Raw genomic sequence first — 18153 nt, 5'->3', positions numbered from 1 at the left:
CCATGAGTGGCACGCGGCGGGTAACGCTGCGAATCCAGGGCAAGGTGCAGGGCGTCTTCTTCCGGGAGAGCGCCCGCACCGAAGCCGTGCGCCTGGGGCTCACCGGGTGGGTGCGCAACCGCTCCGACGGCGCCGTGGAGGCCGTGGTGGAGGGAGCGCCCGCAGTGCTGGAAGAATTCATCCGCTGGTGTCAGCGCGGTCCAACCCAGGCTAGGGTGTCGGGCGTGGAGCGTATGGACGGCGAAGCCACTGGCGAGTTCAGTCAATTCATCGTGGAGCGCACGTCATGACGCCCTACGCGCTGGCATCCCTGCCGGCCATGCTGGGCATCCGGGCCGGGTCCAAGGTCTCCGTCATCAACCCGCCGCGGGGCTTCGTGCAGAAGCTCAACCCGCTGCCGGATGGGGTGGAGTTCCTCATCACCGCGGTCACAGGCCTGGATGTCATCCTCTTCTTCACCTCGGACGCCCAGGAATTGGTGCAGCGCCTGCCCGCCCTGGCGCGCGCCATGGCCCTGACGGGCGGCATCTGGGTGTGCTGGCCCGGCGGCGAGGGCGTCAAGACGAGCCTCTCCGAGGACTTCGTCCGCCACGCGGCCCTCGACATCGGCCTGGTGGACAACAAAATCTGCACCATCGACGCCACCTGGACGGGCCTGAGACTCGTCCGCCGGCCTCGCGGGCGACTGGACAAGCCCGAGGGCCGCAAGCAGGTCCCCGCCCAGGCCTGAAGCCCGGCCGGACAGGTGCCTGCTTCTGCCAGACAGTGGATGGATGCCGTTTCTCGGCTTTACACAGCGGGCGGGGAGTGGAAAACTCCTCGTGTTTCTGGACGGTTGTGTGACGCTCCGCGTTGTCGGAGGTCAGGTCCGGTAGGGATTTTGACGGGTTGCGTCTCCGGTCTCATCCGGGCGCGCCGGCTGCACCGAGGCTCCAGTCGCCCCCCCAAGGTGGCCCACGACGGGCACCGACCGGGTGCGGATAGAAGAGCGGGCGGCACGCGCGTGGTGGAGGGGCTCGAACGCGTTTTGAAGACAAGGCCTCGCCCGGCACGGTGCCGGTCGCAATGCGGGGCGACATGAACTCGGAGGAGCAGGCGGTGGTCCCCTCGGTCCTCGACAGCATGACGCGAGCCGCACCCGGAACGTCCGGGCAGGCCCGCTACGCTGGAGGTCCGCCGGCGGCCGCCTCTCCCTTCGCAGCGTGCTCGGAGGCGCGGCGTCTTGCCGCCTCCCGTCCGGTGAGGTCCGCCCTACCGCGCGCGCGTGCAGGATTCATCCATGAGCAGCATCCTGGTCATCAACGCCGCGGGTCGCGAGACGCGCGTGGCGCTCGTAGAGGGCGGCCACATCGCGGAGTTCTACCTCGAGCGTAAGAAGGACAAGGGAGTCGTCGGAAACATCTACAAGGGTCGGGTCGTCCGGGTGCTCCCGGGCATGCAGGCCGCCTTCGTGGACATCGGCCTGGAGAAGGCCGCCTTCCTCTACGTCAGTGACGTCGTCTACGACCCCGACTTCGCGCGCGCCCAGTTCGAGCTGACCGAGGGCGAGCACGAGGACGCGCCGGAAGTCCCCACCGAGTCCGAGGCCGACGCGGCCGAGGCCGCCCACGTCCACCACCCCCTGGTGGAGGCCGAGGTGGAGGAGGTGGCCGGCGAGCCCGCCGCGCACCTCCCCGTGTCCGAGTCCCTGCCCCGCGACACCGTCATGGAGCTGGCCGCCAACGCGCCGGCCGTGAGCATTCCGGAGCGCACTCCCGCTCCGGTGGACGCCGAGGCCGAGGCGCCGGCCGCCGTGGAGGCCCCTGCGGCCAGCGCGGCTCCCGAGGTGGCGGTAGCTCCTTCCGAGGCGCCCGCCCCGGCGGCTCCAGTGACTGAGGCGGTGCAGACCGCCCCGATGACCGAGGCGCCCGCGCCCGTTGTTTCGGAGGGCTCCTCCGAGGCGGCCATCGCGGCCACCTCCGTGGAGTCGGCCGCATCGGCCCCTTCCGAGGAGAGCCTCACCGCCGCGGCGCTGGCCGTGGCGATGCTGCCGCCCGAGCCTCCGCCGGCCTCCGCCACCGCGCTGAGCGAAATCATCCCCCCGCCCGCTGGCGCCGAGTCCGCGCCGGCCCAGGCCGCGCGTCCCGCCGAGGTCTCCGGTGAGCGCCGCACGCCCCGCGAGGCGCGGGAGGCTCGCGAGCCCCGCGCCCGGGAGGGACGGGAGAAGGACCGCGAGAAGGACAAGGGCCGGCGCCCGCCGGAGGAGAAGCGCCGCGACAAGCGCGACGACGAGAAGGAGAAGCCCAAGCAGCGCCGGACGGACAAGATTGAAGACCTGCTGAAGGTGGGCCAGGAGGTCGTCGTCCAGATTTCCAAGGACCCCATCGGCACGAAGGGCGCGCGCCTCACCTCGCACATCTCCATCCCCGGCCGTCACCTGGTGTTCATGCCCACGGTGGACCACGTGGGCATCAGCCGCCGCATCTCCAACGAGAAGGAGCGCCGCCGGCTGCGCGAAATCGTGGACAAGCTGCGCCCGCCCGGGACGGGCTTCATCGTCCGCACGGTGGCGGAGAACGTTCCCCAGGAGAAGCTGGAGAGCGACATCCGGTTCCTCATCGAGGTGTGGAACCAGGTGGTGCGCCGTAACGAGAAGCGCGGCGGCCCCGGCCTGCTGCACCCGGACCTGGACCTCATCCTGCGCGCCACGCGCGACCTCTTCGCGCATGACGTGGAGAAGCTCGTCGTCGATGACCGCGAGGAGTACGAGCGCATCCTCGGCTTCGTCACCGCACAGGACCCCGCGCTGCGGGACAGGGTGGCCCTGCACGAGGGCGACGACACCGTCTTCGACGCGTACGGCATCGAGCAGGAGCTGCAGCGTGCCACCCAGCGCAAGGTGTGGCTGAAGAGCGGCGGCTACCTCATCATCGACCAGGCCGAGGCGCTCACCGCCATCGACGTCAACTCGGGCCGCTACGTCGGCAAGAAGAGCCTCGAAGAGACGATTACGAAGATCAACGTCGAGGCGGCCAAGGAGATTGTCTACCAGCTCCGGCTGCGCAACATCGGCGGCATCATCATCTGCGACTTCATCGACATGGAGAAGGCGCAGAACCGGGACAAGGTCTTCAAGTCGCTGCAGGAGGCACTGGGCCGCGACAAGGCCAAGACGAACGTGCTGCGCATCTCCGAGCTGGGCCTCGTGGAGATGACGCGCAAGCGCGTGCGCGAGTCCATCGGCCGCATGCTCCACGAGGACTGCCCGTACTGCGACGGCAACGGCTTCGTGAAGACGGCCACCACGGTGGCGTACGAAATCTTCCGGGAGATTCGCCGCGAGGCTCCGGGCTACAAGGACTCCACGCTGGTCATCAACTGCAACGCGGAAGTCGCGCGGCTGCTCCAGGGCGAGGAGCGCAACGAGCTGCGCCACCTGATGGACCGGTACAACAAGTCCATCCAGGTCAAGGCGCAGCAGAACTACCACCGCGAGCAGTATGACATCTACGGCCGCTCGGCCACGGGCCCCGAGCACAAGGTGGCCTCGTCGCCGGGCTCCGGTGACGGCGAGCTGGCCATGCAGCAGCGCAAGCCGGACAGCAACGGCGGCGGTGGCTACGGGCGCCAGGACCAGGGCCGCAGGGGCGGCGGCCGCGACAGGGACCGTGGTGGTGAGCGCGGCGACCGTGGCGGTGGCGAGCGCGGTGAGCGCGGCGACCGGGGTGGTGGTGACCGGGGCGGTGACAGGCGCGATGGCCGGCGTCCCGACCGGGGCGGCGACCGTCCCCGGGGCGACCGGGGCGGCGAGCAGCGTGGTGGCGGCGAGCAGCGCGGTGGCGGCGAGCAGCGCGGTGGCGGCGAGCAGCGTGGTGGCGAGCGCGGAGACCGTGGCGGCGAACAGCGCGGTGGCGAGCGCGGTGAGCGCGGCGGAGACCGGGGTGGTGAACGGGGCGAGCGCCGTGGCGGTGAGTCACGGGGTGAGCGCGGGGACCGTGGCGGCGAGCGCGGCGGCGGTCAGGGTTCGTCTGGTGGAAGCGGCTCTGGTGGAAGCGAAGGCGGTGGCGCACCGACGCCTCCGACTCCGCCCACGTCGTCGGGCGGCTCGGAGCCGTCGGGCGGCGGCACGACCTGAGTCTCGAAGTGAAGTCGGCTCCCGGCCCTGACGCTTCGTGAAGAAGCCAAGGGCCAGGGAGCAGGCGTCCTGCTTCACCCCGCGCCGTGGGTCCTTCCTGCGCGGGCTCCGCGGGCTCCTGTAAGGGGCCTTGGGCGTCCCAGCCAGGGCTATCGCGCCGTGGGTGCCCGGCGGGGTCTGCCAGGCAGGAGCGCCCGGGCGGTGTCGGATGCAGGGCGCTGGCCGTCCACCCGACCTGGGGTGGGCTGGCCCCGGGGGCCTCGAATTGGCTACCCTGTGGCCCCGTGCCGCGGGGCGTTGTCAGCTCCGGGCCCGGCCAGCTCCCACGGAATGATTTCCTCCTATCTCCCCAGCGGGCCGCCCCTTGACAGGCACCGTACCGCGCTCCGCGGGTGGGCCCGGGCCGGCGCGCGCCGGAGCGACAGGGGGGAGCCATGACGGCCAATCCGCTTCCGTGGCTGAGGGCGACTCGCGCCAGGGCGCAGGCCTGGGCCGTCCGGCTCTGGACGCCCTTCGAAGCCACCCAGGTGGGGCGCTTCGCGACGGACACCTTCATGGCGGCGCGGACCGTCGCCCAGGGCTTCCGCGGGGAGAACCTCCGGCTGCGGGCCGCCGCGCTCACCTACATCAGCATGTTCTCGCTGGTGCCGCTGCTGACGGTGGCGCTGGTGCTGCTCACCGCCTTCCACCAGGACGGCTTCAAGGCCGAGCTGCGCCGCGTCGTGGGCGAGCTGCTGGACCCCGGGGTGGTGGGGAAGACGTCCGTGTTCCTCGACCGGTTCCTGCAGCCCAGCAACCGCATCGCCATCGGCAGCGCGGGCTTTCTCGCGGTCATGCTGTCGGCGGGCTCGCTGCTGCGACAGCTCGATGGCGCGGTGAACGAGCTGTGGGGCATCCGTCGCCAGCGTCCGTGGGGCGTGCGCCTGCTCATCTACGCGGGCCTCCTGGTGCTGGGCCCCTTCTTCCTCGCCGTCTCCTTCTCCGGGACGGGCAAGGTCCGCGACTTCCTGCAGAGCCACGCGCCCCACGCCCCCTCCTTCATCCTGCTGGGCACCACGCTCATCGCCGTGGCCAGCCTCACCCTGCTGTACTACTGGACGCCCTACTCCCACGTGCGGGTGCGCTCGGCGCTCGCGGGAGGACTGGTGGCCGGCCTCGGGTGGATTGTCGCCAAGCAGGTCTACGCCGAGTTCGCCGTCCGCAGCTTCCGCCACAACCCCATCTACGCCTCCCTCAGCGCCCTGCCCCTGTTCCTCGCCTGGGTGTACGTGAGCTGGCTGCTGCTCCTCTTCGGCGCGCGGCTCTCCTACGCGGTGGAGCACGCCGCCTTCCGGGACTCGCTCTTCGCCTTCGGGAGCCATCCGCGCGCGTACGAGCTGGTAGGCGCCCGCATCGCCCAGGAGGCCACGCTGGCCTGGGTGGATGGGACGCAAGCTCCCACGCCCCGCGAACTGGCGACCCGGCTCCGGGTCCCCGAGTCGCTCGTCCACGAGGTCGTCGACCGCATGGTGGAAGCAGAGCTGCTGGAGCGCCTGCGCCGGGGCGGCGTCCGTCCCGCCAGGGACCCGGCCACCCTCACCCTGGCGGACACCACGCTGGCCGTGCACGGGGTGATGATCAGCGGCGACGCCGAGAGCTGGGAAGGCCCCCGCGCCCCCGGCTTCGAGCAGATGGAGCCCCTCTTCCAGGCGGCCGACTGTGCCGGCCTCGACATGCTGCGCCGCACCCGGTGGCTGGACCTCGTGGTGCCACTGCGTCCGGGACTGGCCGAGGCCGTGCCCGCCCCACCTCGAAGGGTTGCGGCTGGCGGAAATCCGTAGAGGTTCTGGGTGGTTGGCTATCCACCTCGCTTGCATGGGGGATGCGTTCTGTTATGTTTTCAGGATTCGACCGAGGGCCAGAGTGCCCTGTTTCCAAGGGGTCACCGGGTTTGCGGGAGCGTCCGATGCTCAAGTCCGATCTGATCAACATCCTCGTCGCCAAGCGGGGCGTGACGCAGAAGCAGGCTGAGGCCACCATCGAGACGATTTTCGAGTCGATGAAGGATGCCCTCTGCCGCGGGGAGAACATCGAGATTCGCGGCCTGGGTGCCTTCCACGTGAAGAACTACCAGGGCTACCAGGGCCGCAATCCGAAGACGGGACAGGTCATCCCGGTGAAGCCCAAGCGCGGCCTGCTCTTCCGCACGGGCAAGGAGCTGCGAGACCGGGTCAACCGTCCGCCGCCCCAGCAGGCCCAGACGGACCTGTCCCCTGTCTCCGAGAGCAAGAGCCCCGGCAGCACCGGCACGGGACTCTGAGCCATTCCCGACGGCATCAGCGCCCCATCGGCACGGGCGACAGCCGGCCGATGGGACGAATCTGCAGGGCCCCTTCCAGCTCGCCGTAGGTGAGCACCGCCACGTCCGGGAAGGCGCCCTCACAGAGCCTGCGCAGGGGCCGGCGCACATCCGGCGCGGTGAGCAGCACCGCCCTCCCGCCCGTGGCCACCTGCCGCACCCCTTCGAGGATTTCCGCCACCCGCTCCGGGTCGGGCGCGGGCCCCCGGGTCCCCGTGGCCCGAAGCACCTCCTCCACCTCCGGGTCCACGAGGTAGGCGTAGAGGGGCCCCGTCGGAGCGAATTTGTGGCTGAGGTACCGGCGCAGCGCCTGACGGCAGCGCTCGGCGAGCGCGACGGCGTCCCCCTCCGTGGTGGGCGAGACGAGCGCCTCGAGGATGGCGCGCAAGTCCCGAATGCTGACGCCTTCCTGGAGCAGCTTGCGAAGCACGTCCGTGAGCAGCGGGAGGGGCACCTTCTGCAGCGCCTCCTTCACCAGGACGGGTGACTGGGACTCCAGTCCCTCCAGCAGCCCCTGGACGTCCTGCAGCCCCAGCAGGTCCGCGGCGCGCGCTCGCAGCACGCTCCTCAAGTGGTCCGCGAGCAGCCCTCCCGGACGCCGCAGGGGCACCTGCGCCGTCTCCAGCAGGGCGCGCCCGGCCTCCGAGATTCGACTGATGGCCCTGCCGGTGGCGGGCTCCACCGCGGGCTCGGCCTTCACCTGGAGGAACGCGAGCTCATCCGGGGGCGCCAGCGCATAGAGGGCGCCCGGAACGACCTGGCCTCCACCCGCGGGTACCTCGTCCACCTGGATGCGGTACTCCCCGGGCGACAGGTACGCGGCCTGCGTCCGCACGCGGATGCCGGGGACTCGCACGCCCAGCTCGAAGAACAGCTCGTCCCGCACCGCGTTCAGCGTCTTGTGGACGAAGGCGCCGCCTTCCTCCTCCGCCAGCACCGTCAGGTCCGGTGCCAAATCCAGGGTGAGCGGTGAGACGCCCACGGGCACCGAGGCACTCTCTGGCGGAGCACCCGCCGCCCCCGCCGCTGGGGCCGCTCCCGGTGCCCCCGCCTTGTCACCGTCCTTCACTCCCGCCGCCAGGAGCCCGGGCTGGTTCAGCGCGTAGCCGAGCCCGCCCAGCCCCGCCGCCAGCACCAGGAACGTCAGGTGCGGCATGCCCGGCATGCAGGCCAGTGCCCCACAGAGCCCCGCCACCACCCAGAGCGTCCGGGCCTCTCCGAAGAACTGCGAGCCAATCTCCGAGCCCAGCGTGTCCTCCTCCTTCTCCGAGGCCACCCGCGTGACGACGAGCCCCGCGGCCACCGCGATGCAGAGCGAGGGAACCTGCGACACCAGCCCGTCGCCAATGGCGATGAGCGCGAAGGTCGACGCGGCCTCGGACAGCGACATGCCGCCCTGAAGCACGCCGATGACCGTGCCTCCCAGCAGGTTCACCCCGACGATGACGAGGCCCGCCACCACGTCGCCCTTCACGAACTTCATTGCGCCATCCATGGCGCCGAACATCTGCGACTCCCGCTCCAGGTCCCGCCGACGCCGACGGGCCTGGGCCTGGTCGATGGCTCCCGCCCGCAGGTCCGCGTCGATGGACATCTGCTTGCCCGGCATCGCATCCAGCGTGAAGCGGGCGGACACCTCCGCGACGCGCTCCGCGCCCTTGGCCACCACCAGGAATTGCACCAGGGTGAGGATGGCGAACACCACCGCGCCGACCACGTAGTCCCCCCGCACCACGAACTCGCCGAAGGCCTGGATGACCTCACCCGCGTGCCCCTCCGCGAGCGCCAGCCGCGTGGACGACACGTTGAGCGCCAGTCGGAACAACGTGGTGAACAGCAGCAGCGTGGGGAAGGACGTCACCTTCAGCGCGTCGCGCGCGCGGAGCGCCGCCACCAGCAGCGCCACCGCCACCGCCAGGTTCACCGCGAGCCCGGCATCCAGCAGCCAGGCCGGCAGGGGAATGATGAGGGCGCCCAGCACGGCGGCCATCGCCACCGCGAGCACCACATCCGAGGACTTCCGGGCCTTCAGCAACAGGTTCGAGAGCAGTTTCATGGCGTCCTTCTTCGTGGATGGTCGTCCACGCTTCGTGCCTCCATCGCCGTGCGCAGGACGACCGCGGCCGCCTGATACAGCTCCTCGGGGATGGGCTCGCCGAGGTCGTAGTGGATGAGGCTGCGCGCCAACGGGATGTCCCGGACGACGGGAATCCCGAGCCGCCGCGCCTCTTCCCGGAGCGCGAGGGCGTCCTCCTCGCGGGCCTTGGCCACGAGGTAGGGCGCCTCACACTCCTGGACGTCGTAGCGGAGGGCAATCGCGAGGTGCGTGGGGTTGATGACCACGGCGGTGGCCTTTTGCACTCCACGTGCCGGCCCTCCCTGCGCGAGCTGGCGGTGCAGCGCCCGCCGCTGACCCTTGTGACGCGGGTCACCCTCGCTCTCCTTGTGCTCGCGCTTCACCTCCTCGCGGCTCATCATCAGGTCCTTCACGTGGCGACGCCGCGCGAGCGCGTAGTCCCCCACGCCCAGCACCAGCACCACCCAGGCCAGCCGGGTGGCGAGCTGCCCGAGGCGCTCCACCAACAGCGTCATGCCCTCGGTGCCTCCCAGCCAGGAGGCGCGAAGCGCGTCCGGGCCGAGCTCCTCCACCTCGCTCCAGACGAGCACCGCCACGAGAGCCACCACCGCAAGCGCCTTCGCCATCTCCACCAGCGGCCGCATGCTGAACAGCCGCTTCAAGCCCGCCGCCGGGCTGATGCGCTCCAGCTTCGGTGCCGCATGGCTCGCCTCCAGTTCGAAGCCCACGGTCGCGACCGACACCGCGCACGAGGCCACGAGCGCTCCACCCAACGCGGGTCCGCAGAGCCGCGCCGCAATCCACAGTCCCTCCTGCCATGCCCCCAGGCCCTGCTGCTCCAGGAACAACCGCGCCGTCCAGGCCTGGAGCCGAAGGAAGCCCTCGGATGCGAACGCGGTGAAGCCGAGCAGTCCTCCCAACGTCACCGCGCTGGACGTCAGCAGCCGGCTGCGCGGAAGCTGTCCCTTGCGCCGCGCCTCACGGAGGCGCTTCGCGGAGGGTTGCTCCGTCTTCTCGCCACTCACCGCGCCACCTCGCCCAGCAGGGTCAGGGCTCCGTCCGTGGAGAGCACGCCCGCCAGCAACCGCTCACAGAGCACGCCCGTGCCCAGCCACAGCAGCGCGCCTCCTCCGAGAATCCGCAGGGGTGCCCCCACCTCCTGCAGGTTCACCTGCGGTGCCGCCCGGGAAGCCAGTCCGAGGAAGCAGTCCACCGCCAGCACCGCCGCCGCCACCGGAGCCCCTACCGCCAGCCCCGTGGCCATGGCGCCCCCCGCCAGCACGACGACATGCAGCGTGGCCGCCTCCGTCGGGACGAAAGCCCCCAGCCGCACCACCCCGAAGCCACGCAGCAGGCCAGAGAGGACCAGCGGAAACAGCGCGCCCGACACCACCAGCGCCACGAGCAGGTGGTGGAGCCCATCCCCCGTGGCCGACTCTCGGCTGCCCGCCGCCGGCAGGCTGGCCTCCGCCGACGTGCCCCGGAACAGGTCGATGAAGCGCCCGCCCATCCGCGCCGCGTCGAAGGGCAGCGCCGCGACGAGCCCCACCGACATCCCGTAGACCAGCTCGCGAATCACCAGCGCCGCCAGCTCCAGCGTGGACGCCACCGGCTCCGCCAGGGCCACGCCTGCCTCCACGCGCAGGAAGAGCGCCAGGGCGAGCACCAGCGCCAGACGGACTGTCGTGGGCGTGGCCTGCCCACCCAGCAGCGGGCACAGGAAGGCGATGGGCACCAGCCTCGCGGCGCACAGCGCCACCACGACGATGTCCGGCCCCAGTGCCTCCAGCCAGAGGCGAAGCGGCTCCAGGTTCATGCCGCCACCTCGGCGATGAGCAACAGGAGCTGGTGGGTGAAGCGCGTGAGCTGCCCGGCTATCCACGGCCCGGCGAGGACGAGCGCGAGGACCGCCGCGCACAGCTTGGGCACCACCGCGAGGGTGCTCTCCTGGAGCTGCGTGGTGGCCTGGAAGAGGCTCGACAGGAAGCCCACCAGCAGGCTCGCGCCGATGGGCGGCAGCGAGGCGAGCACCATCAGCAGCAGCGCCTCGCGCCCCAGGGTGAGCAGGACGTCCTGGGTCATGGTGTCACCGGTAGCCGAGGATGAGGCCACGCGCGAGCAGCGCCCAGCCATCCACGGCGACGAAGAGGAGGATCTTGAAGGGCAGGCTCACCTGACTCGGTGACAGCGTCTGCATCCCCAGCGCGAGCAGCACGTTGGCGATGACCATGTCCAGCACCAGGAACGGGAGGAAGACGAGGAAGCCAATCTGGAAGGCCTCCTTCAACTCGGTAATGACGAAGGCGGGAATCACGACGAAGAGGTCCGTCTCCCGCACCGCGTCCGCTTCCTCCGGCGGCCGGAGCTCGCGCGCCAGGTCCACGAAGCGGGCCCGCTCCTCCGGACTGCCATGCTTCACCAGGAACGAGCGCAGTGGCTCCGCCACCCGCGACGCCGCGGAGAGGAGCTGCGCCCCCGAGCCCGCCTCTGCCTCGTAGTACGCCACCTGCCCCGCGTCGTACATGCGCTCCATGACGGGGGCCATGATGTGTCCCGTGAGCACCGCCGCCAGCCCCGTCAGCACCATCGTCGGCGGTGCCTGCTGGGTCCCCATCGCAGAGCGCGCCAGCGACAGCACCACGGCGATCTTCGAGAAGCTCGTCAGCATCAGCACCGCGAACGGCAGCAGCGACATCAGCGCGAGCATCCCCATCATCGACAGCGGGCTGCCCGCGTAGGACATCCGTGAGAGCGAGGCCTCCGCCGCGGAGGCCACGGCTGGGACGAACAGCCCCATGCCCAGGAGCACGCGCTTCATCGCCCCACCCCCTTTCCCCGCCCTGGAACCCGCCGCTTCGGCATCGGCCGGCGTGCCTGGGCCAGCGCCCCCGCGAACACCACCTCCTGCTCCTGCGTCTCGCGGATCTCCGCGAACGAGTCACCGAAGGCCACCAGGTAGCCGCGCCCGTCCACCTCCACCAGCGCCAGCCCACAACGCGGCGACAGCCCCGCCCGGGAGACGACATTCATCCGCTCCATCGTCGGAATGCCCGGCACCGCGGAGCCCCGGCGATGCAGCCACCAACCCAGGCCCCCCAGCGCCACCGCGCCCAGCAGCCACCGAGCGGCGGCGGTCATGGACAGGCCCCCCAGTGGCCCGAGCGCCGCCAATCCGAGGATGAGGGCCCCCGCCGCCAGCAGGCGCGCGCGGGGAGACAGGGAAGAGAGCAGGTTGTTCATCGGGCGGCTCACGGCAGCAGCGCCAGGACACGGGCGCCGACCTCGCCCTCGATTTCCACCAGCTCCGCACGGGCCACCGCGCGGTCCCCCACGCGCAGCAACACCGGCTCGTTGGCGTTGATGTGCAGCGGCAGCAGCGCACCCGGCTTCAGCGCCGCCAGCTCCGACAGCGGCACCATCACCCGCGTCAGCTCGATTTCCACGTCCACCGGCAGCGGGGGCATGCCCTCGCTCTTCTCGTTCACAGCCACCATGTCCGACTCCTGGGAAAACGCGCGTCCCTGCGCGCGGGTCAGCGAAAAGCCCTCGGCGAGAAAGTCCCCCGCCAACGCGAAGCCCCGGGTGACCAGCCGCCCCTTCCCCAGGAGGCGCCCGTACTCGCGGCGCACCCCTTCGAAGAGGACGACGTCCCCCACCACGAGCGCCTCCAGCGCCGTGGCCGGCAGCGGCGTCTGTCCGATGAGACACCGCGCCTCCAGCGAGGCCGCGAGCACCTCCGGGGCGATGTCCGCGCCGCGCTCCACCGGCAGCTCCTGGAACACCGTCTGGAGCACCGGGGCCGGCACCAGCAGGCGCGCTCCCGCGCTCACCGTCCCCACCGTCAGCGACAGCTCGATGGCGACCAGCGACTGCCGGCAGTCCAGCCGCGCCACCACGTCCGCCCTCCGCATCGTCACGCCTGACAGCCTCGGCCCAAGCCTCGGGTTCAGCCCTCCCTGAGAACGCACCGCGGAGAGCGCCAGCAACAGCAGGTACGCCAGCGTCGCCTCCTCCAGCCGCGCCAGCTCCGTCACCACGCCCGGCCGCTGTCCCGCGCCAGCGATGCGCTCCAGCGCGGCGAAGGCCAGGGCCGGCTCCAGCTCCAGGACTCCCATGCCGCCCACTGCCGACAGCTCCAGCAGCGCGAACACCGCCGGCTGCGCCAGGCCTGTCGCCGGTGGAACGGCTGACTCCAGCAGCCGCGCCCGCGCCGTCACAGGGCAGCCCAGCTCCCGGGCCAGCACGTCCGCCACCACGCCCAGTGCCTCCCGGCCCAGCTCGGCCGCCCGGGGACGCTCGGCGAGCGCGAGGTGCGCCCGGGTCAATCGGCGTGAGCCCAGCCGCCGCAACGGGCGGACCTTCCTGGTGGGGGACTGCTCGGCATCAATGTTCATCGCAAGCTCCCTGGCGGCGTTGGGACACACCCCACCCGTGCACGGCACCCGCCAGGTGCCGCGCCCGTGAAGTCGAGGGGTTGAAGAGACGCGGCATCCGGATACGGGATGCCGGGTACGCGGGCCGGGACGGCTCCGCGGAAAGACTCAGCGCGTGGCTTCGCGGATGAGCCGCTCGGCCAGGGCGCCCAGCGCGGGCGGACTGGCCTCATCGACGGGCTCCAGCTGACGCTCCGGGAACAGGGTCCGGTGGTAGGGCGGCAGGCGACGGAAGAGTTCCCGGCGCAGCGGCTCCGACACCTCCTCCATCACCCCCCTCAGCCTCGCGGCGGCATCGGCCCGCTCCCCGAACTCCACCGCGACCTTCGCCTGCCGCTGCGCCGAGGACATTCCCGAGATGCGCAGCAGGTGCTCCTTCGCCCGCTCCGCCTCGCGCGTCCCCAGCCCGCTCAGCAACTCCGCCGCGCGCTCCCGTCCGAGCACCCACGCCACCAGCGCGTAGCGCTCCAGCGGCAGGGCCAGGGGCGGAAGAGGTCCGGCTGGAGGAGGCGCCTCCTCTCGCGGCGGAAGCTGAACGGGCTTCGTCTTTGCCTTCGGCCGGGTGGCCCGGCCCACACGTGTCGCTTCCATGGTGACGCCCTCCCCTGGCCTCTCACGCCACCTTGCGAGCCGCACCTGGCGTCAGCACCGGCCTCGCGGGCGCTGGCGTCGAGGGCGGCACCAAGGCCCGGTCCCGGTAGTGGCGCATCCGCAGCGTCACCAGCACCAGCGCCACCGCCAGCCCCGTCACCACCACGCCCAGCGCCGCGAGCAGCGCACGCAGCCTCGTCAGCGGCGACACGCCCACCCCCACGGGGACCTCCACCCGCGAGGAGACCTCGTCCACCAGCAGCGACACCGACTCCGGCGCCAGCCCCTCCACGCCTCCCGCGATGAGCGTCCGCAGCGTCTCCGAGGACTTCCGCACCCGGGCCGCGCTCCCCGGCGCCACGCGCAGCATGGCCGAGGCCTTCGACGGCGTGGGCACCTGACCGGGCCTCGGTGGCGCCGGCACCACCAGGTGGACACGCGCCAGCAGCACGCCGTCCACCGTCTGCAGCGTCTTCTCCAGCCCCCGCTCCAGCACCCGCACCCGGCAGACCCCCTCCTCCACCGGCGTGCGCACCAGCCCTCCCCCACCGAAGACGTCACACCCCACCTCCTCCGCGGGCCTCGGCAGCCCCAGCTCCGCGAGGATTCGCACCGCGTCCGAGGACTGCTCGTCCGTGACTTCGATGGACCAGGTGGGCTTCTTGCCGGCCTCCGGCACCTTGCGGGCGTCGAGCCCGCGCTCGATGAGCACCGCCTGGAGCTCGTTGGCCTGCCGCTCGTCCAGGCCGTGCTGGATGCGCTCCCGGCACGCACTGGCGCCCAGGAGCAGGAGGAAGATGAGACAGCGTCGGGGAGGGAATCGCATGATGGGTGCTCCTCAAACCTGGGTCTGGAGGACCTGCTTGACGCCGCCGGTCGCCTTCTCGACGACCTTGCCGGCGAGGTCGAGCTCCTGGCTCGCCCGGTAGACGTGGGCCTGCAGCGCGAGTAACTCCGCTGCTGTGAAGGTGCGGCCGGACTCCGCGAGCTTGAGGATGGTGTCCAACCGCTTCTGCGCCTGCCCCACCCGGTCCAACACCTGCGCCGCCTGCTGCTCGCGCGCCGCCTGCACCGAGTCCACCCGCGCGCCCGGCTTCACCTCCGCGCAGCCCGGTGAGGCCCGGCCCACCGCTTCCGCCCGGCTCGCTCCGCGTGGGGCTTCCACGGGCGCATTCCCCGGCGGCCCTTCCGTGGCCACCGGCAACCCGGCGCCCCGGGCAGGCCCCCGCGCTTCTTCCAGCACCTTCCCAAACCGCTCCCGTCCAGGCTCCACCGCGGGCGACACGCCCGCTCCGCCCACCGGGCCCACCTTGTCCATGGCCATGGCTCGCGCGGCTCCTCAGCGGATGTTGTTGATGGCCGCTTTCGCGGAGTCGTGGCGGACCTTCATGATGTTGGAGATGGCGTTGTGCTCGCGGCTCTCCTTCTGCATCTCGTTCTGGAGCTGCAGGTAGGCCATGTTGAACTTCTGGCCGTCCGCGCTGAGCGCCCGCTGCGCCTCCAGCAAGTCCCACGCGTCCCCACTGCCCGTGGCGCCCGTCGAGCCCGCGCCCCCCACGCTCCCGCCGCTGCCCGTGCCCCCCGCCACCGGCACCGTGGTGCTCGCGGAGCCCGGCGTGGTGGCCACGGCCGACACCACCGCCCGGGTGCTGGAGATGGCCGCGCTGACGATGGGGCCCGCCGGAATCATCCCCCCGACGATTCCCGCGCCCGAGCGCACCACCTCCTGTGCCGCGCGCGCCAGCACCGTGCCGAACTCGTCCTTCGGCGTCTGCCGCTGCACGGTGTGGGTGATGGTCAGCGAGGGAATCCGTTTGTCGTGGTCCATGGGCCGCCTCCTGCGGTGGGTTGCGGGAGGGCCTTCTTCAGCCGGCGTGCCAGAACGAAAGCCCAGCAATCCCAAGCACATGGCCCGAACGCGAGGGGACGACACCCTCCACGGTCCGGGAGGAGGGTCCGTCCCACGGGACGGACGGGGCGGACGGAAACTTGCCTCTCCTGCCGCGTGCCTCAGAGTTGTCGCACCCTGTCGCACGCAGAGGAGATGCACCGGTGATGACTCCCACTGACCCCAAGACGGTCGAGCGCTTCCACCCGCGCGTCGAGGCCGACATCCCCGTGAAGGTGCTCCTGGCGGGCCGGACGGTGAATGTCCGGGCGCGAGACGTGTCCATGGCCGGCCTGTTCCTCCAGGCCCACCCCGCGGACACCATGCGGGAGCTCACCATCGCCGTGCCCCTGCCCGGCGACCGCGAAATCGTCACCAGGTGCAGCATCCGGCGCCGCGACGTGGACGGCGTGGCACTGGAGTTCGGCGAGCTGGACTGGGACGACTTCATCGCCCTGGCGCGCTTCCTCCACCCGCGCCTGCCCTGAGGGGCTGGACGAAGGCTCAGGCGGGCTCGGTCTTCACCGGCCCCGCTCGCAGCCGCTCCACCAGCGCCATCAACTCCGCACCGCGGAAGGGCTTGTGGATGTAGCCATCCGCGCCAGCCAGCGTGGCGCTCTCCATGTCTGACTTCTTCGCCTTCGCGGTGAGCATGTAGAGCGGCACGTAGGAGGTGGCCGGGTCGCTCTTGATGATGCGGCACACGGAGATGCCGTCGAGCTGCGGCAGCACCACGTCCATCAGGATGAGGTGGAACGTCTGGCTGCGCGCCAGCTTCAGCCCTTCCAGCCCGTTGGCCGCGCACACCACGTCCACGGAGCCATCGCTCAACATCGAGCGCACCAGCTCTCGGATGACCGGTTCATCCTCGACGAGCAGGATGTGGAAGGGTGCCTGGTAATTGCCAGCCATGGTTCTCCGGACGCGACTCGAGACCACTGCGGGATGGCTCGCGGGCCTGCGCCACCCCCCGATGCCGGTGCCACCTGCGGCGCGCGGTATAGCCCCGGGGGGCCCCCACGCAACAGGGTGGTTACGTCGATTGTCGGGTGTCACCCGCATCGCCCATACGTAAGCCGCTCCCCGCGCGGTTGCCCCAACTTCCCTGCTGGAGTCCCAACGCATCCCGACCCCGGTCGCCCTCATGCCCGCTGATTAGCCGGCCTGACAGGCGGGTGAAGCCCGTATTGGGCGCCAGCGCACCCGGGCGGCGGTGACCCGCGGGCGCTATGATGAGCCGGAAATGGCTGCAAACCTCGAATGTCCCGAGTGCCAGGGGGCAGTGGCCGGGAACGACTTCCAGTGCGGGCACTGCGGGCTGCTGCTGGACGCAGACCAGGCCAGCGGGGAGTACGTCGCGACCGAGCCCACCATCGTCCGGGCGCTGCTGTCGCCTCCCCAGCGCACGCGCACGCTGGAGGTGCCCCAGCCTCCTCCGCCGAAGCCGCCCACCCCGCACGACCTCGCCACCGCGCGCTTCACCGTGCCCATGGACTCGCACACGGTGCCGCGCCTGCGGGCCGGGCTGGACATCGCCCTCCAGCCGCTCCACCCGTTCGAGGCCCACATCGCGTCCTTCATCGACGGCGTCCAGCCCGTGCCGGAGCTGGCGCTCGCGGCCCGGCTGCCGGAAATCGAGGTGAAGGTCGTCCTCAAGGCCCTGCTGGAGCGCGGCGTGGTGGAGCTGCACCGCATCCCCGGCGCGCCCTCCCTGCCCTTGCCCCCGGAAGAGCTGCCGGTGCTGGACGGCAACGAGTTCCTATCGCCGGAGCCCATGGCGCTCGGTGACGAGGAACCGCCGCCGCCGCCCAGGGCCTCGCGCCCACCGCCCCCCGCGCCGGCCCAGCCCACCCCGGCCCGCGCGCAGCCCCCCCTCGCCCCAAGCGCTCGCGCCGCGGCCCCCACGCCTCCGCCCCGGCCGTCCCGCCCCACCATGCCCCTGGATGCGCCCCCCACGGGCTTCGCCCCGGCGACGGCGGAGGACTTCCTCCAGCGCGCGGTGCGGCTGGAGCGCGACGGCCAGGTGGAGCGCGCCATCGAGGTGCTCACGCGCGCCATCGCCCGCGTGCCCGAGGCCGCGGTCCTCTACAGCAAGCTGGCCCTCATCCTCGTCCACCAGCGCAAGGACTACGCGCGCGCCGCGGAACTCCTGGAGCGCGCCGTGGAGCTGGAGCCGGGCAATGCCGTCTTCCAGCAGAACCTGCTCAAGGTGACGGGCCTTGCCGCCGCGTCCGCGGGTGAGCGCAAGCCGCAGAAGCCCGGCCTCTTCGCGCGCCTCACCGGCCGGCGGAGCTGAACCGGAGGGCCCGCCTCCCGGCACGGCTCACGGAGGCTCGCCACCGTCCAGCATCCGCTCCGCCTCCTCCAGGGAGAAGGCCAGGTAGGCCTCGTAGCCGATGCTCCGGCTGATGCGCTGGAACTGGAGGGCGGCCTCCGCGGAGCGCCCCACCACCCGCACCACCTGGCGCAGGCCTCGCGCCTGCGCGGCCTCGACGATGCGCCGGAGCTGCGCCGCGCACTCCACCGGGACTCGCGTCAGGCCACTGAGGTCCGACAGGATGTCGAGCCCCGGCCGCAGCCGGTCGACGGCGCGCACGGCGGCGTCGCCAATCTGGCGCGCTTCCGCATCGTCGAGGTCTCCCCAGATGCGCACCACCAGCCGATTCTTGCCGACGCGCGCCTCGACCTCGAACACGGAGCCACGACCTCCAG

General features: G+C 71.6%; 20 protein-coding genes. 7 read left to right on the top strand and 13 right to left on the bottom strand.

Features of this window, described 5'->3' with window-relative positions:
* The first annotated feature begins 2 nt into the window (after positions 1 to 2).
* From G4D85_RS09585 to G4D85_RS09565, 5 genes are all read left to right on the top strand, one after another.
* Positions 3 to 290 carry an acylphosphatase gene (locus G4D85_RS09585; protein WP_164010247.1) on the top strand — a complete coding sequence of 96 codons (288 nt, stop codon included), beginning with the start codon at positions 3 to 5 and terminating at the stop codon, positions 288 to 290.
* Positions 287 to 730: a DUF3052 family protein gene (locus G4D85_RS09580; RefSeq protein ID WP_164010245.1), complete on the top strand. Its 444-nt coding sequence runs from the start codon at positions 287 to 289 to the stop codon at positions 728 to 730. The genes G4D85_RS09585 and G4D85_RS09580 overlap by 4 nt, the downstream gene beginning before the upstream one ends.
* A 549-nt stretch (positions 731 to 1279) precedes the next feature.
* Entirely contained in the window at positions 1280 to 4114 is a 2835-nt protein-coding gene (locus G4D85_RS09575) for an Rne/Rng family ribonuclease (RefSeq protein WP_164010243.1), read from the top strand.
* Between the two features lie 434 nt (positions 4115 to 4548).
* Positions 4549 to 5934: a YhjD/YihY/BrkB family envelope integrity protein gene (locus G4D85_RS09570; protein WP_164010241.1), complete on the top strand. Its 1386-nt coding sequence runs from the start codon at positions 4549 to 4551 to the stop codon at positions 5932 to 5934.
* A gap of 125 nt (positions 5935 to 6059) precedes the next feature.
* Entirely contained in the window at positions 6060 to 6413 is a 354-nt protein-coding gene (locus G4D85_RS09565) for an HU family DNA-binding protein (protein ID WP_164010239.1), read from the top strand.
* 16 nt (positions 6414 to 6429) lie between these two features.
* On the opposite strand, the gene G4D85_RS09560 is transcribed toward G4D85_RS09565, so the two are convergent.
* From G4D85_RS09560 to G4D85_RS09510, 11 genes are all read right to left on the bottom strand, one after another.
* On the bottom strand, positions 6430 to 8508 hold the full coding sequence (locus G4D85_RS09560) for a flagellar biosynthesis protein FlhA (protein WP_164010237.1): 2079 nt from the start codon (positions 8506 to 8508) through the stop codon (positions 6430 to 6432).
* A complete protein-coding gene (locus G4D85_RS09555) occupies positions 8505 to 9554 on the bottom strand; it encodes an EscU/YscU/HrcU family type III secretion system export apparatus switch protein (protein ID WP_164010235.1) in 1050 nt (349 codons plus the stop codon). The genes G4D85_RS09560 and G4D85_RS09555 overlap by 4 nt, the downstream gene beginning before the upstream one ends.
* Positions 9551 to 10345: an EscT/YscT/HrcT family type III secretion system export apparatus protein gene (locus G4D85_RS09550; RefSeq protein ID WP_164010233.1), complete on the bottom strand. Its 795-nt coding sequence runs from the start codon at positions 10343 to 10345 to the stop codon at positions 9551 to 9553. The genes G4D85_RS09555 and G4D85_RS09550 overlap by 4 nt, the downstream gene beginning before the upstream one ends.
* A complete protein-coding gene (locus G4D85_RS09545; RefSeq protein WP_164010231.1) occupies positions 10342 to 10611 on the bottom strand; it encodes a flagellar biosynthetic protein FliQ in 270 nt (89 codons plus the stop codon). The genes G4D85_RS09550 and G4D85_RS09545 overlap by 4 nt, the downstream gene beginning before the upstream one ends.
* Positions 10612 to 10615: 4 nt before the next feature.
* Positions 10616 to 11347: a type III secretion system export apparatus subunit SctR gene (gene sctR, locus G4D85_RS09540; RefSeq protein ID WP_164010229.1), complete on the bottom strand. Its 732-nt coding sequence runs from the start codon at positions 11345 to 11347 to the stop codon at positions 10616 to 10618.
* The gene (locus tag G4D85_RS09535) at positions 11344 to 11781 is read right to left on the bottom strand and encodes a flagellar biosynthetic protein FliO (RefSeq protein WP_240359168.1); all 438 of its coding nucleotides are present in this window, start codon (positions 11779 to 11781) and stop codon (positions 11344 to 11346) included. Before G4D85_RS09535 ends, sctR begins: the two co-directional genes overlap by 4 nt.
* Positions 11778 to 12923: a type III secretion system cytoplasmic ring protein SctQ gene (sctQ, locus tag G4D85_RS09530; protein ID WP_240359167.1), complete on the bottom strand. Its 1146-nt coding sequence runs from the start codon at positions 12921 to 12923 to the stop codon at positions 11778 to 11780. The genes G4D85_RS09535 and sctQ overlap by 4 nt, the downstream gene beginning before the upstream one ends.
* A 147-nt stretch (positions 12924 to 13070) precedes the next feature.
* Positions 13071 to 13553 carry a hypothetical protein gene (locus tag G4D85_RS09525; protein ID WP_164010224.1) on the bottom strand — a complete coding sequence of 161 codons (483 nt, stop codon included), beginning with the start codon at positions 13551 to 13553 and terminating at the stop codon, positions 13071 to 13073.
* Positions 13554 to 13575: 22 nt separating this feature from the next.
* The gene (locus G4D85_RS09520; protein ID WP_164010222.1) at positions 13576 to 14379 is read right to left on the bottom strand and encodes a flagellar M-ring protein FliF; all 804 of its coding nucleotides are present in this window, start codon (positions 14377 to 14379) and stop codon (positions 13576 to 13578) included.
* Positions 14380 to 14391: 12 nt separating this feature from the next.
* Complete coding sequence (locus G4D85_RS09515; protein WP_164010220.1) at positions 14392 to 14877, bottom strand: ATP-dependent helicase HrpB; 486 nt, start codon at positions 14875 to 14877, stop codon at positions 14392 to 14394.
* 15 nt (positions 14878 to 14892) lie between these two features.
* Positions 14893 to 15381, bottom strand: coding sequence for a hypothetical protein (locus tag G4D85_RS09510; protein ID WP_164010218.1), 489 nt, complete (start codon positions 15379 to 15381; stop codon positions 14893 to 14895).
* 227 nt (positions 15382 to 15608) lie between these two features.
* Here G4D85_RS09510 and G4D85_RS09505 point away from each other — a divergent pair, with 227 nt between their 5' ends.
* Positions 15609 to 15929 (top strand): PilZ domain-containing protein, encoded by a 321-nt coding sequence (locus G4D85_RS09505; protein WP_164010216.1) that lies wholly within the window; start codon positions 15609 to 15611, stop codon positions 15927 to 15929.
* Between the two features lie 16 nt (positions 15930 to 15945).
* Here the strand turns inward: G4D85_RS09505 and G4D85_RS09500 are convergent, their stop codons facing one another.
* Positions 15946 to 16353 carry a response regulator gene (locus tag G4D85_RS09500; protein WP_164010214.1) on the bottom strand — a complete coding sequence of 136 codons (408 nt, stop codon included), beginning with the start codon at positions 16351 to 16353 and terminating at the stop codon, positions 15946 to 15948.
* A 331-nt stretch (positions 16354 to 16684) separates the two neighbouring features.
* On the opposite strand from G4D85_RS09500, the gene G4D85_RS09495 reads away from it, so the two are divergent.
* Positions 16685 to 17737, top strand: coding sequence for a tetratricopeptide repeat protein (locus G4D85_RS09495; protein ID WP_205525482.1), 1053 nt, complete (start codon positions 16685 to 16687; stop codon positions 17735 to 17737).
* Between the two features lie 27 nt (positions 17738 to 17764).
* On the opposite strand, the gene G4D85_RS09490 is transcribed toward G4D85_RS09495, so the two are convergent.
* On the bottom strand, positions 17765 to 18136 hold the full coding sequence (locus tag G4D85_RS09490; protein WP_205525481.1) for an STAS domain-containing protein: 372 nt from the start codon (positions 18134 to 18136) through the stop codon (positions 17765 to 17767).
* Positions 18137 to 18153 lie beyond the last annotated feature (17 nt).

Origin of the sequence: Pyxidicoccus trucidator (assembly GCF_010894435.1) — a bacterium.
GTDB lineage: Bacteria > Myxococcota > Myxococcia > Myxococcales > Myxococcaceae > Myxococcus > Myxococcus trucidator.
The sequence above is the reverse complement of the archived record's forward strand: the minus strand, read 5'-3'. Positions and strand labels throughout refer to the sequence as shown.

Coding starts and splice junctions, on each gene's coding strand:
- G4D85_RS09575 (WP_164010243.1), top strand. CDS start 1,280: ATGAGCAGCATCCTGGTCATCAACGCCGCGGGTCGCGAGACGCGCGTG.
- G4D85_RS09500 (WP_164010214.1), bottom strand. CDS start 16,353: ATGGCTGGCAATTACCAGGCACCCTTCCACATCCTGCTCGTCGAGGAT.
- G4D85_RS09515 (WP_164010220.1), bottom strand. CDS start 14,877: ATGGCCATGGACAAGGTGGGCCCGGTGGGCGGAGCGGGCGTGTCGCCC.
- G4D85_RS09565 (WP_164010239.1), top strand. CDS start 6,060: ATGCTCAAGTCCGATCTGATCAACATCCTCGTCGCCAAGCGGGGCGTG.
- G4D85_RS09570 (WP_164010241.1), top strand. CDS start 4,549: ATGACGGCCAATCCGCTTCCGTGGCTGAGGGCGACTCGCGCCAGGGCG.
- sctR (WP_164010229.1), bottom strand. CDS start 11,347: ATGAAGCGCGTGCTCCTGGGCATGGGGCTGTTCGTCCCAGCCGTGGCC.
- G4D85_RS09505 (WP_164010216.1), top strand. CDS start 15,609: ATGACTCCCACTGACCCCAAGACGGTCGAGCGCTTCCACCCGCGCGTC.
- G4D85_RS09510 (WP_164010218.1), bottom strand. CDS start 15,381: ATGGACCACGACAAACGGATTCCCTCGCTGACCATCACCCACACCGTG.
- G4D85_RS09580 (WP_164010245.1), top strand. CDS start 287: ATGACGCCCTACGCGCTGGCATCCCTGCCGGCCATGCTGGGCATCCGG.
- G4D85_RS09525 (WP_164010224.1), bottom strand. CDS start 13,553: ATGGAAGCGACACGTGTGGGCCGGGCCACCCGGCCGAAGGCAAAGACG.
- G4D85_RS09495 (WP_205525482.1), top strand. CDS start 16,685: ATGGCTGCAAACCTCGAATGTCCCGAGTGCCAGGGGGCAGTGGCCGGG.
- G4D85_RS09550 (WP_164010233.1), bottom strand. CDS start 10,345: ATGAACCTGGAGCCGCTTCGCCTCTGGCTGGAGGCACTGGGGCCGGAC.
- G4D85_RS09520 (WP_164010222.1), bottom strand. CDS start 14,379: ATGCGATTCCCTCCCCGACGCTGTCTCATCTTCCTCCTGCTCCTGGGC.
- G4D85_RS09585 (WP_164010247.1), top strand. CDS start 3: ATGAGTGGCACGCGGCGGGTAACGCTGCGAATCCAGGGCAAGGTGCAG.
- sctQ (WP_240359167.1), bottom strand. CDS start 12,923: ATGAACATTGATGCCGAGCAGTCCCCCACCAGGAAGGTCCGCCCGTTG.
- G4D85_RS09560 (WP_164010237.1), bottom strand. CDS start 8,508: ATGAAACTGCTCTCGAACCTGTTGCTGAAGGCCCGGAAGTCCTCGGAT.
- G4D85_RS09545 (WP_164010231.1), bottom strand. CDS start 10,611: ATGACCCAGGACGTCCTGCTCACCCTGGGGCGCGAGGCGCTGCTGCTG.